The following is a 12,770-nucleotide window of genomic DNA, read 5'->3' as shown; positions in this document are numbered from 1 at the left end:
GTAAATAAATCAGATGCTCCTCAGTTGGTTCGAGTCAGTGAAAGCTTCCGCTCCAAAAAAGGCGGGGAGATATTCCCCCCTTTGAAGGCGCTCTGCATTTCCTCAATATCCTTTCGCATTATATTCTTGCCCACATAAAGATACTGCCAACAACTAAAAATACGACCCGGCCCAATAGACCGTTTTGCTCTCTCCAAGGTTTCCAGCGCAAAGCTAACCTCATCAAGGACTGCCGCTGTAAGGGCCATACATTGCATAAAATTAGCGTCTTCTGAACCTCCAAACATACCTTCTAGCTCCCTAACCCGGGCAAACATGTCCTTAGAAGGTGATTTTCTATAGCCCCACTCAGCCATAGCGTAGTTAAAGACGACCTGTATATCCGAGTCCTCTAGGATTTCCTCTCGACTCCTTCTGGCGGACAACATGGCTTCTTCAAAGTGGCCCGTACCGATAAGTATAAGAACTAAGTCATTATCGAATGTGTCATTGTCCTCTCCATCAATCCTGTTTCGAATGACTTTTTCAATCAAACGATAAGCAATACGGAGGCCATTCACATCTGACATCAATACATCGGCCACCGCACCAAGGTCCTTCGAACTAAGCTCCTCAAGGGCAGGGGCTTCCTCAACGATTTCGCTCCACTTATCGTCAATTGACTTCAGCACCTGGATAGCAGACGTCAAATCAATGGCGGTCGTTTCTCTCGATCCCAAAACCTGCAAAAGATCCTGACGTGCCTCATTCGGCTTAGATTGACTCAACAGATTAAACGCACGCCGCAGTCTAGCTTTTGGAACGTCATAATCCGCGTCAATCGCAGCGCTCAGCGCTTCGAACTCACTCGTAAAGTTGCCAAGTGCCCGATATACCGCAGCAAGTTCCCATGAGACCTTCCCATTCGTTTTGTGGATACGGCCGATTCTATCTAACGCACTGAGCATCTCGCTCAGTGGTATCTCATAGTCGATCCTGAGGCCCGGATCTTGCGAGCGGTACTCGATATTCCGCCGGACCTTCCGAAGATAGAACATAGCTCCATCCCCATCCTCAATGTTGAGCTGGACAACCGAATCTACCAACGCTCTATATTGAGAAGCCAATTTCGTCTTCGGTCTATCTATAACAAATATGCTTTGATCAACTAGAAATAAGCTGCCATAATGCTCTATGGACAAGTTACTGTCATCATAGCCAAGCCTATCTTTCGATAGATCAAGCATAGTCTTTAGGATATCTAGCTCATCGTCCAAATCTGGAACGTTGGAAGGGCAAAAAAGCAAGCCTATGTCTTTCGATCTTCTGGATTTGTCTAGCCGTATCTCCTCAACAATCGACTGGAGACCGGTGATATTTTGCAAGTTAGGGAAAAACATAAGCACAACGGCATCTGCTAACTGGCGCGTACAGATACCACCAACATCCGTATGGCCTGTCCGGCTGTCGATAAGAATGTAGTCAAAACCGCGCGCGTCTTCTTTAAGTTGCTGACGGAAATCTTCAAACAGTAAATAACCGCTCTGGAATTCGTAAAGGCCCTGCCAGTCGATTGCAGATAGGCGAGCGCTGTAAGTCTTATCCCTATTCCCTGCGGGAAACACCCATATAGGAAAGACTTGCTCCTGTGACTTAATGCTGCACTCTATAATGAAGTCAGAAACTCTCGGCGCAACGTAAGTCGACATATATTCTGATATGTATTCAACCAATCCCGGCTGATATTCCGACTGAGAAAACTCCGTGTAGGTCGACACTCCTGGCGCCTCAAGATCGAAGTCAACTATAAGCACTTTTCGGCCACGCCTAGTCAGTTCTGCAGCGGCATTTACGAGCGCCATAGTTCGCCCGACACCACCTTTGTATGAGTAAAAGGTAATCGCAAACATTACGCAGCCTCTCGGGCACCAGACCTGGAACTAAGGTGGAAAGACTTGGCATCTTCGATAGTCCGCTCAGACAAGGAAGTTTGGAACACTGGGGCTTTTGAAGCCAATGACGAGCCTTCCAGCATTTGCAGGAATCTGAAATTTGGTGGCAGCCGAAGAAGGCGGAGGTATCGGTCCGCAGACAGGTTTTGAATTTGATATCCGCTCTCCCACCGTTTGATGGAGGCGATTCCAAACCCGCTGATTTCCGCGAGCTGATCTTGGGTAAGTCCGTAAGTTTCGCGTATCGCCTTGATATCCGCAGGCGTAACACGCTGCAGATGTCTGCAAACGGCCTCGTGGCGAAGGAGCTCAGCCTCTTCACCGGTGAAACTTTCTCCGCATTCCGCGCAGGTTATGACCGGAACGTTTGCGCTCAGTGTAACCACATCATCTTGGGCGCCATAGGAGAAATGTTCGATTTGATACGAAACACTCAGTGCGCCTGCGCCGCAAGAATCACACATGCGAGACAGTCTGGTCATGAATGTTCCTTCCGTATGCTGGCTGTGAGCAACAAGGCTGATACCGCTGTTATTTTAGGCGGGCGGTCTTCGTGAAAGCTGCGACCAATTATCTTATCCGAGCCAAGTTGGAGCTTTACGTATATGGCTACGACAGGGAGGCAGCCGGGAATTTTGAAGACATAACCCATTTTGCCTGGCGGCTGGCGCAGCTCGATTATTTCAACGGCACAGCCCCCTTCCAAGGACTCTGCTATTAGCTCCCAAGCTGATTCATCGGTCAGGTATTCGTCCGGAGATCTGGGATCCCGGAGAGTTCGTGGTTGCCAGTCGGTAGGTGCATCCCGAGAAAAAATTGCGCTTCTCGTCCCTCGAGATCGGCAACGGCGCGCCATCTGACTCCGGATCTGAGGCTTTATATCTTCACATTCCTCGCTCACGCAGCCACCCTCTGATCTTGGTATCAAATGATACTTTCTGGAGAAAGTCAAGCCATAAGGCAGGAACACGGATGAGCGATGTCCACGGACTTGCTTCGCGAGTTAGCCTCACCCTCTTGAGAAAGCCCCACCCGAAGTATCCCCTCCCCGGCTTGGGGAGACATCGCATGCATTCCACCTCAGACACCGTCGGCGCGATCGGCCTCCCCATTGGCGGCACCTTCGTCGCCAGCGCTCCGTTGCGCGAACACTCTGGATGATAGACGGCGCGGGCCACGTGCTGGCGACCGCGCTGCTGACGGTGAAGTATCAGCGGCCGGGCAATGACCGCGTCGCCGCCGGGTTCCTGACCTTCTCGCCGGCGAGAGCCTGCTTCTGGCCGGCAACGCAGCGGGGCTGGAGGCCAGCGTGCCTTCCTATTCCGGCGGCATCTTGCTGTGGGCGGCGGGGCTGATCATGGTCAGTGTCCCAAAACCTTCGCTTTTTGGATGCGGCTCAGCGCACTCGTTGCTGCATGGGAGCGGGGCGCTGACGCTGCTGACCTTCTCCCCTTGTGGGAGAAGGTGGATCGGCGCGCAGCGCCGAGACGGATGAGGGGTGTTCCAGCGAAGTGAGGCGGTGGGGTTTTCTGGTTCGGTTGGTTGTCGACGTCCGCGCCAAGCTGGAGCACCCCTCATCCGACCTCGCTTCGCGAGGCCACCGCCCTGGGGCGAGCCACGGGTCTCGCCCCGTCCTTCGGACCCCACAAGGGGAGAAGGAAGAACTTGCGTTGGCGCTGCCTCACCTGACGATCAAGCGGCTAGCACTGGAGATGCTGATGGGCGGCAGGATGGCGCTGGTTCCTCGCCCTACGCAGTGGGGAGAGGTGGCCCGGCGAAGCCGGGACGGAGAGGGGTCTGCGCGGCGCTGGGAGGTTGTTTCAGGGGTTCCTGAGAGGATTTTCTTTCATGCCAGCCAGCTCTCAATCCTGACCCGGTTTTGGCTTCGCGGAGGGCGTCCCCCTCTCCGTGCCGGCTTCGCCGGGCCACCTCTCCCCCACTTTCGTGGGGGCGAGGAAATCAGGTCGGCGCTGGCCTCACCCCTCCAACCAAACCTTCTCGAAATGCTGCTCCAGCGCCTGGTGCTGCTCGCAGCCTTCGACGCCCTTGCGATAGGTCCGGTAGACCGAGCGCCAGTAGGGTTGGATGATTATGCCGGAGTCCCGCAAATTCTTTTCGATGCCGGCCATGATCTCCTTGCGCTGGGCGGCGTCGGGGGTGGCGAGCGCCTTGTCGAGCAGCTCGTCGAACTCCTTCGAGGCATAGGCGCTTTCGTTCCAGGCGGCGCCGGATTTGTAGGCCAGCGCCAGCACCTGGACGCCGAGCGGGCGGCCCAGCCATTCGGTGCAGGAGAAGGGATATTTGCTCCAGTCGTTCCAGAAAGTGGCGGCGGGCAGCACGGTGCGCTTGATCTTGAGGCCGGCCTCGCGCATCTGCGCCGCTATGGCGTCGCCGGTGCTTTTTTGCCATTCGACGTCAACCGAGATGAGGTCGTATTCATGGTCGGCCTTGCCGGACTCGGCCAGCAGCTTCTTCGAGGCGTCCACGTCGCGCGTGGCCGGGCCGATATCGGCATATTCGGGGTGCATGGGGCCGACATGGTGGTTGTCGGCGGGCTTGCCGCGGCCGCCGAGGCCGAGCGCCAGCACGGCCGAGTTGTCGACGGCGAGCTGGGCGGCGCGGCGCACCTTCACGTCGTCATAGGGCGCGTTGGCGACATTGAAGCGGGCGACGATGGTGGAGCCGGTGGCGATCTCGGAATTCTTCAGGCCCATCTGCTCGGTCTGCGAGACGGCATCGGACGCGGTCTCGTGGTCGGTGTCGATCTCGCCGGATTCGAACGCCGACAGCATGGCGTTGGGGTCGGAGCCGTAGTCGATCCACTGGATCCCATCCAGGTGGAATTCGCCCTTCCACCAGGGCTTGTCCTTGCGCTTCACCTCGGCTCCCGTCTCGGCATCCCACTTCACCAGCTCGCAAGGGCCGGTGGTGATCGAAAGTGCCTTCAGCGGATCGCCGTCGCCATCATAGGAGCGGTGCATGATCAAAGCGGGATAGTCGGCCATGCCGGCGATCAGCGAAATGTCGGGCTTGGGCAGGTTGAGCTTGATGGTGTGGTCGTCGACCTTCTCGATGCCGCCATCGACCACCTTCTTGGTGTCGGCATTGACCAGCGCGCCCATGCGCGCGGCGACCGAATTGCCGGCAACACCGGCTTCGCACCAGCGGGTGAGGTTGTGGACGACATCCTCGGCGTTGAAGGCGTCGCCGTTCGACCAGGTGATGCCCTTGCGCACATGCAGCGTGAGCGTCTTGGCGTCGTCGCTCATCTCCCATTTTTCGAGCAGCCAGGGCTCGAACGAGAAGTCGGTGTTCCAGCGCACCAGATATTCGTTGCAGTGGCGGGCGACGTTGGACATTTCGACGCCGTCGAAGGTGCGCGGGTCCTTGAACCCCTTGACGTTCATGGCGACGCGCAGCACGCCGCCCTTCTTGGGCTCCGCCGCGCGGGCAGGCGTGGGCGCCAGCCCGCCCAGGGCAAAAGCGCCGGCGGCGCTGACGCCGAGCCCGGCCATCAGCGCAAAATATTCGCGCCGGTTGATGGCGCCGCTCCTGAAATCCTCGGCGACGGGTTTGGCTTTCGGGTGCAATTTCCTGCCGGTCAGCATGAATTTCATCGTCGTTCCCTCTTGTTGGGCGCCCGGCCGACCGCGTGCGCGGGGGCGGATGCGGCTCGCCGGACGCCATTGCCTGAGGGATGATAGGGCGAGCTTACGCAGCGGAGTGTTCTGGAATCCGCAGGACTTGTGCGTTGCTCCGCAGGAGGTTCGCATGAAGGGGGCGCGCGAAGGCCTTCACCTTCGTCATCCACGGGTCTGCGCGGCGTCGCTGCGCTCCTTGCTTCGCCCGTGGATGACGAGGTCACCCCCAGATCATCAGCGCGGCGAGCCCGACGATGCCGACCACCAGCCGCCACCAGCCGAACAGCGCATAGCCCTTGCGCGAAACGTAATCGAGCAGCAGGCGCACCACCAGCAGCGCGGTGACGAAGGCGGCGACGAAGCCGACGGCGATGATCGGCAGGTCGGCCGACGTCAGCACGTTGCGGTTCTTGAACAGGTCGAAGGCGAAGGCGCCGACCATGGTGGGGATGGCGAGGAAGAAGGAAAATTCCGCCGCCGCCCGCTTGTCGACGCCAAGCAGCAGGGCGCCGACGATGGTCGAGCCCGAGCGTGAAGTGCCGGGGATCAGCGACAGGCACTGGAACAGCCCGATCTGCAAATAGAGCCGCGTCGGGAAGCGTTCGACGTCGCGGTACATCGGCTTCAGCTTCATGCGGTCGACGACGAGCAGCACCACGCCGCCGATGATCAGCATGATGCAGATCAGCCGCGGCGATTCGAACAGGATGGTCTTGATGAAATCATGCGCCAGCGCGCCGATGATGGCCGCCGGCAGGAAGGCGATGAGGATGCCGATGACGAAATGCCGCGTCAGCCGGTCATGCGGCAGGTCGAGCAGCATCTGCCACAAGCGCCGGAAATAGACGCTCAGAATGGCCAGGATGGCGCCGAGCTGGATCAGGATCTCGAAGGCCTTGCCGGTCGAGTGGAAGCCGAGAAAGTGGCCGGCGAGCAGGATATGGCCGGTCGAGGACACCGGAATGAACTCGGTCAATCCCTCCAGCAGACCGAGCAGCAGGGCTTCGACGATTGTCTGGCTTTCCATTGGCTACCTCGGCATTCGCTGGATGGGCTGACAGGGCTTGCTTGTCATGGCGCCGAACTCCCCCTATAGGTCGCAACACCCTGACGGCCCGCTTGATCGGGCGGCCAAGACTTACCGGTGCGCCGGGCGATTCGCCAGTGTGGCAATCCGGAATTCGCCACACCCGGGAGGAGCGCGATGCGCGAATTCCGGATTCTGAGCCACACTGCCAACTTCAAGTTCTGGTGTGGTTTGAATTTGAAGTTCCTGAACGCGGATGCCGTTGAGGGGACAGGAACTTCAAATCCAAACCACCAGTGCGCTTTATCATCGCGGAACCATGCTGACGCTTTTCCATCATCCCATGTTCGCCTCCTGCCGGTTCGTGCGCCTCGCTTTCGGCGAGTATGGCGAGGAACTGGCGCTGATCGAGGAGAAGCCGTGGACGCGGCGCAAGGAGTTCTTGGCGCTGAACCCGGCCGGCACGCTGCCGATCCTTTTGGCCGAGGGCGATGTGCCGATCGTCGGCGCCACGGTCATCTCTGAATATCTCGACGAGACGCGCGGCGTCCTGAAGCGCGACAAGCGCCTGTTCGCCGAGGACCCGATGCAGCGCGCCGAGATCCGCCGGCTGACCGACTGGTATCTCCACAAGGCCGAGAGCGAGGTCACCCGGCATCTGGTGCGCGAGCGCGTGCTGAAGCCGGTCATGCCGGAAACCGCCGGCGGCGGCTCGCCCGATTCGGCCGCCATCCGCGCGGCGCGGGCCAACATCCGCCAGCACATGAAATACACCAACTGGCTGGCCGGCACCCGCCACTGGCTGGCCGGCTCGAGGGTCACCTATGCCGACCTCGCCGCCGCCGCCACCCTTTCGGTGCTCGACTATCTCGGCGAGATCGACTGGCGCGAGCACACCGCCGCGCGCGAATGGTACACGCGGGTGAAGTCGCGGCCTTCGTTCCGGCCGCTGTTGACCGACCGCGTGCGCGGCCTGTCGCCGGTGTCGCATTATGCGGACCTCGACTTCTGACGCCGCAAAACTGCGCGCGCTGATCGACGCGCAGGCGCGGCGCGCCGGTTTCGAGGCGGTCGCCGTCACCACCCCCGATGCGATCCCGCTGGCGCCGGCCCGGCTCGCCGCCTTTGTCGAAGACGGGTTCCACGGCTCCATGGGCTGGATCGCCGAGACGCTGCAACGCCGCAGCGAGCCGTCAAGCCTGTGGCCGCAGGTGCGTTCGATCGTCGTGCTGGCGATGAATTACGGGCCGGACCACGATCCGCGCGACCTGTTGGCCAGGCGCGACCGGGGCGCGATCTCGGTCTATGCGCAAAACCGCGACTATCATGACGTGATGAAGGGCCGGCTGAAGGAAATCGCCGGCAAGATCGTCGCGCGGGCGGGAGGTGACGTCAAAGTCTTCGTCGATACGGCCCCCGTCATGGAAAAGCCGCTGGCCGAGGCCGCCGGGCTCGGCTGGCAAGGCAAGCACACCAACCTGGTCAGCCGGCAGCACGGGTCCTGGCTGTTCCTCGGCACGATTTTCACAACGGCCGAACTGGTTCCCGACATGCCGGAGGAGGACCATTGCGGCTCCTGCCGCGCCTGCCTCGACGCCTGCCCGACCGGCGCCTTCCCGGCGCCCTACCGGCTCGATGCGCGGCGCTGCATCTCCTATCTCACCATCGAGAACAAGGAGCCGATCCCGCATGAATTCCGCGAGGCGATCGGCAACCGCATCTATGGCTGCGACGACTGTCTCGCCGCCTGCCCATGGAACAAGTTCGCCAAGGTGGCGTCCGAGGCCAAGCTCGCCGCGCGCGACGATCTACGCGAGCCGGCGCTGGCCGATCTTCTGCGGCTGGACGACGCGGCCTTTCGCGCGTTCTTTTCCGGTTCGCCGATCAAGCGCATCGGCCGCGACCGCTTTGTCCGCAACGTGCTGATCGCCGCCGGCAATTCCCGCGATGCCGCGCTTGCCGGCGCCGTGCGCGCCTTGCTAGCCGACGCCTCGCCGCTGGTGCGGGGCGCGGCAATATGGGCGCTGGCGCGGCTGGTGTCCGAGGCCGAATATGCCGAACGCGCCGCGACCGGCCTGGAAACCGAGAGCGACGCGGCCGTGCGCGAGGAATGGGCGCGGCCGATTCCAGCCAGGGCGCCTGCATGAGTGAAAAGCGGATATTCATCTTCGGCGCCGGCTATTCGGGTCAGGCTTTTGCGCGCGCCAACCGGGATTCCGCCACGACGGTCCGCGGCACGACGCGCTCCGCGGAGAAATTCGAGGCGCTCCGCCAGGCCGGCATCGCGCCGCTGCTGTTCGATGGCGCGCTGACCGGCGAAATCAGCGATGCGCTGGCGACAACAACCCATCTGGTGATCTCGATCGCGCCCGAGGAGGCCGGCGATCCCGTGCTGAATGCCGCCCGCGAGGCGATCGTGCGGATGCCTGCGCTCGAATGGATCGGCTATCTCTCCACCGTCGGCGTGTATGGCGACCATGGCGGCGCCTGGGTCGACGAGACGGCGCAATGCCGGCCGGTGTCGAAACGCTCGGCGATGCGGGTGGCGGCCGAGCAGGACTGGCTGCGGCTTGGCCGCGAGATCGGCCGGCCGGTGGCGGTGTTGCGGCTCTCCGGCATCTACGGCCCCGGCCGTAACGCCTTGGTCAATCTGGAAAACGGCACCGCGCGGCGGCTGGTCAAGCCCGGCCAGGTGTTCAACCGCATCCATTGCGACGATATAGCCGGCGCGCTGTGGCATCTCATCGGGGATGATACGGGCGGCATCTTCAACGTCACCGACGATGAGCCCGCGCCGCCGCAGGACGTGGTGGCCTATGCCGCCGCGCTGATGGGCATCACGCCGCCGCCCGAAATTTCCTTCGAGGCCGCCCAACTTTCGCCCATGGCGCGGTCCTTCTATGGCGAGAACAAGCGCGTCGCCAACGCGGCGCTCAAGGCGACGGGCTACCGGTTCCGCTTCCCGGATTACCGCGCCGCCTTCGACCATATGTGGGCAAGCGGCGACTGGCGCGACGGCGCGCCGCGCAGCCCGATGAAGCGCTGACGCATGCCGGGAAGCACGTGACACGGTTTCGGGCCGGAATGCGTCGGAAAGAAAACAGGGCGGTTGACCGGTTTGTGAAAAACGGAACCGCTCCGGCGATCGAAGCAACGTCCATTGCGTGCTATGATTCGGGCTTGGGTTTGCGGCGGGGGTTCATGGAGACAGCGATGCGGCTCGGCAAGCGTTCACAGCTGGCGGCGGCTTTTGGCCTGCTCGCCCTCACAAGTCTCGCCGTGCGGCCGGCAATGGCCGAGGAACGGGCAAAGGACCTGTTCGGCGCGATGAAACTGCCGGCTGCGACCGCCCCGCAATCCTTCGGCTTCTACTCCAAGGGCTGCTTTGCCGGCGGCGTCGCCATCCCCATGGACGGCCCGACCTGGCAGGTGATGCGGCCGTCGCGCAATCGCCGCTGGGGCCATCCGGCGATGATCGCGCTGGTCGAGAAACTGTCGCGCGATGCCGTCGCCGACGGCTGGCCGGGCCTTTTGATCGGCGACATCGCGCAGCCGCGCGGCGGCCCGATGCTGACCGGCCATGCCTCGCACCAGATCGGGCTCGATGCCGACATCTGGCTGACGCCGATGCCCAGCCGGCCGTTGTCGATGGCGCGGCGCGAGACGATGAGCGCGACCTTGATGGTCGACGAAAAGACGCATCTGGTGAAGGACGCGCTGTGGACGTCGGCGCATACGCGGCTTTTGAAGCGCGCGGCGAGCTATCCCGAGGTCGAGCGCATCCTGGTCAATCCCGGCATCAAGAAGAAGCTCTGCGACACCGTCAGGGGCGACCGCTCCTGGCTGCGCAAGATCAGGCCGTTCTGGGGCCACGACTATCATTTCCACATGCGCATCGGCTGCCAGCCGGGCTCGCCCAACTGCAAGGCGCAGGAAGCGACCCCGGCCGACGACGGCTGCGGCAAGCCGCTGGCCTGGTGGTTCACGCAGGAACCGTGGCGGCCCAACAAGAACCCGGATGCGCCCAAGGCGCGCGACCTGATGACCATGGCGAACCTGCCGAGAGAATGCCGCGCCGTGCTCGACGCGCCCGGGCCGGCTTCGGTCGAGGCCGCCACCTATCACGGCGGCGCCGTACCGGTCGCGATCGCCGCGCCCGAACCCGAGGCGCCGTCGCTGCCCGCCACCGCGGCCAGCGGCGCGGCCGGCCTGCCGGGCATGGTGAACGCCTTCACCGCGACGCCCGAGATCGGCGTACCGGTGCCGCGGCCACGGCCGGGAAACTGACCGCGTGATTTGACGCCCCGGCGCTTCGCCGCCGTTCATTCGTCACCCCGTGAGCAGGAGGGCCGGCATTGCAAACGCAGGATATAGGCCTTCGCCGCGTCGTCTGGTGGGTGGCCCTTCTGAACCTGGGCTACTTCATCGTCGAGTTCGCCGTGGCATCCGCGATCGGCTCCGTGTCGCTGTTCGCGGACAGCGTCGATTTCCTGGAAGATGCCTCGGTCAATTTGCTTATTCTCGTTGCCCTCGGCTGGGGCGCACGCAGCCGCGCAAGGGTCGGCATGGCTCTGGCGGCGATTCTTCTGGTGCCCGCTTTGGCAACGCTCTGGACGGCTTGGGTGAAGTTCAACCTGCCGGTCGCGCCGTCACCATTGCCACTGTCGCTTGCGGGCGCCGGGGCCTTGGCCGTGAACCTGTCCTGCGCGTTCATGCTGGCGCGCTTTCGCCATCACGGCGGCAGCCTGACAAAGGCCGCGTTCCTCTCCGCGCGGAACGACGCCTTTGCCAACGTCGCCATAATCGCCGCGGGCCTTCTCACCGCCGTGATCTGGCATTCTGCGTGGCCCGACCTGATTGTCGGCCTGGGAATTGCCGCCATGAACGCCGATGCGGCCCGCGAAGTCTGGTCCGCTGCCCGCGAGGAGCACAAGGCGGCAGCCTAGTCGCGGCCGTTCGGCTTCATAAATCGGTCGTGCGCACCATCGGTTTCGAAAACCGTTTCCCTTTTCAAACTCATGCGCTAGTCAACGGGAGAACGGCAATGGGCCGTCGGGCGCCGGGGACGGACGACAAAGCATGCCAAACACAGGCGACGACGACACGGCGCTGCGGTTCCCGATCCTGATCGGCGACATCGGCGGCACCAATGCGCGCTTCTCGGTCGTGCTCGACGCCAATTCGGAAGCCGGCGAGCCGGCGATCGTCCAGACCGCCAGCTACAACACAATCGACGAGGCGATCCAGGCGGCGGTGCTCGACCGCTCCTCGGTCCGCCCCAATTCGGCGGTGCTGGCGGTGGCCGGCCCGGTCGATGGCGACGAGATCGAGCTCACCAATTGCCCGTGGATCGTCAAGCCCCGGCAGATGTTCGCCAGCCTCGGCCTCAGCGACATCGTCGTGCTCAACGATTTCGAGGCGCAGGCGCTGGCCGTCGTGGCGCTCGGCGAAGAGCACATGGAAAAGATCGGCGGCGGCGCGCCGGAGCCCAATGCAGGCCGCGTGGTGCTCGGTCCCGGAACCGGGCTCGGCGTCGCCGGGCTGGTGCACGCGCTGCGCCACTGGATCCCGGTGCCCGGCGAGGGCGGCCACATGGACATCGGCCCGCGTTCTAGCAGGGATTTCGAGGTCTTCCCGCATATCGAGAAGATCGAGGGCCGCATTTCGGGCGAGCAGATCCTGTGCGGACGCGGCCTGGTCAACGTCTACCGGGCGGTGGCCAAGGCGGACGGCAAACCGTCGCCCTTCACCACGCCGGCCGAAATAACCGCAGCGGCACTTGCCAGGACCGATCCGGTTGCGCAGGAAGCGCTGGAGATATTCGTCACCTGCCTTGGGCGCACCGCCGGCGATCTCGCCTTGGTGTTCATGAGCCGTGGCGGCGTCTTTCTCACCGGCGGCATCGCGCAGAAGATCGTGCCGGCGCTGAAACAGGGCAATTTCCGCGCCGCCTTCGAGGACAAGGCCCCGCATAGCGAATTGATGCGCACCATGCCCGTCTATGTCATCACCCATCCGCTGGCGGCCCTTCTGGGCCTCGCCGCCTACGCCAGGAACCCTTCGCTGTTCGGCGTGCAGACCGCGGGCCGCCGCTGGCAGGCCTAGGCTGGGCCGCATGACGGACCAGGCGTCCGTCCGGTCCCCGCGACGAAGTTAATCAGCCGCAGGCAT

At 62.5% G+C, this 12,770-nt stretch carries 11 protein-coding genes; 7 read left to right on the top strand and 4 right to left on the bottom strand.

Features of this window, described 5'->3' with window-relative positions; all coding sequences use genetic code 11:
- Positions 1-20 precede the first annotated feature (20 nt).
- Together LB547_RS16345 and LB547_RS16340 are read right to left on the bottom strand one after the other, a co-directional pair.
- Entirely contained in the window at positions 21-1,889 is a 1,869-nt protein-coding gene (locus tag LB547_RS16345; protein WP_140763077.1) for a KGGVGR-motif variant AAA ATPase, read from the bottom strand.
- A complete protein-coding gene (locus tag LB547_RS16340; RefSeq protein ID WP_140763074.1) occupies positions 1,889-2,413 on the bottom strand; it encodes a type II TA system antitoxin MqsA family protein in 525 nt (174 codons plus the stop codon). The genes LB547_RS16345 and LB547_RS16340 overlap by 1 nt, the downstream gene beginning before the upstream one ends.
- A gap of 71 nt (positions 2,414-2,484) precedes the next feature.
- On the opposite strand from LB547_RS16340, the gene LB547_RS16335 reads away from it, so the two are divergent.
- Positions 2,485-2,652 carry a hypothetical protein gene (locus LB547_RS16335; protein ID WP_181171709.1) on the top strand — a complete coding sequence of 56 codons (168 nt, stop codon included), beginning with the start codon at positions 2,485-2,487 and terminating at the stop codon, positions 2,650-2,652.
- 1,255 nt (positions 2,653-3,907) lie between these two features.
- Here LB547_RS16335 and LB547_RS16330 read toward each other — a convergent pair.
- Together LB547_RS16330 and LB547_RS16325 are read right to left on the bottom strand one after the other, a co-directional pair.
- Positions 3,908-5,548: an ABC transporter substrate-binding protein gene (locus LB547_RS16330; protein ID WP_140763072.1), complete on the bottom strand. Its 1,641-nt coding sequence runs from the start codon at positions 5,546-5,548 to the stop codon at positions 3,908-3,910.
- Between the two features lie 244 nt (positions 5,549-5,792).
- On the bottom strand, positions 5,793-6,599 hold the full coding sequence (locus LB547_RS16325) for an undecaprenyl-diphosphate phosphatase (RefSeq protein WP_140649544.1): 807 nt from the start codon (positions 6,597-6,599) through the stop codon (positions 5,793-5,795).
- Positions 6,600-6,918: 319 nt separating this feature from the next.
- Between LB547_RS16325 and LB547_RS16320 the strand changes: the two genes are divergently transcribed.
- The 6 genes from LB547_RS16320 to LB547_RS16295 all read left to right on the top strand — a co-directional run bounded on the left by LB547_RS16320 (position 6,919) and on the right by LB547_RS16295 (position 12,704).
- The gene (locus LB547_RS16320) at positions 6,919-7,611 is read left to right on the top strand and encodes a glutathione S-transferase family protein (protein ID WP_140491712.1); all 693 of its coding nucleotides are present in this window, start codon (positions 6,919-6,921) and stop codon (positions 7,609-7,611) included.
- Positions 7,592-8,746 carry a tRNA epoxyqueuosine(34) reductase QueG gene (gene queG, locus LB547_RS16315; RefSeq protein ID WP_140763069.1) on the top strand — a complete coding sequence of 385 codons (1,155 nt, stop codon included), beginning with the start codon at positions 7,592-7,594 and terminating at the stop codon, positions 8,744-8,746. Before LB547_RS16320 ends, queG begins: the two co-directional genes overlap by 20 nt.
- Positions 8,743-9,645, top strand: coding sequence for an SDR family oxidoreductase (locus LB547_RS16310; RefSeq protein ID WP_140649548.1), 903 nt, complete (start codon positions 8,743-8,745; stop codon positions 9,643-9,645). The genes queG and LB547_RS16310 overlap by 4 nt, the downstream gene beginning before the upstream one ends.
- A 155-nt stretch (positions 9,646-9,800) precedes the next feature.
- Complete coding sequence (mepA, locus tag LB547_RS16305) at positions 9,801-10,886, top strand: penicillin-insensitive murein endopeptidase (protein ID WP_140649550.1); 1,086 nt, start codon at positions 9,801-9,803, stop codon at positions 10,884-10,886.
- Positions 10,887-10,996: 110 nt separating this feature from the next.
- Entirely contained in the window at positions 10,997-11,545 is a 549-nt protein-coding gene (locus LB547_RS16300; RefSeq protein ID WP_224655816.1) for a cation transporter, read from the top strand.
- 133 nt (positions 11,546-11,678) lie between these two features.
- The gene (locus LB547_RS16295; RefSeq protein WP_140524358.1) at positions 11,679-12,704 is read left to right on the top strand and encodes a glucokinase; all 1,026 of its coding nucleotides are present in this window, start codon (positions 11,679-11,681) and stop codon (positions 12,702-12,704) included.
- Positions 12,705-12,770 lie beyond the last annotated feature (66 nt).

It is taken from the genome of Mesorhizobium sp. B264B1B (assembly GCF_020165765.1).
Lineage (GTDB): Bacteria > Pseudomonadota > Alphaproteobacteria > Rhizobiales > Rhizobiaceae > Mesorhizobium.
The sequence above is the reverse complement of the archived record's forward strand: the minus strand, read 5'-3'. Positions and strand labels throughout refer to the sequence as shown.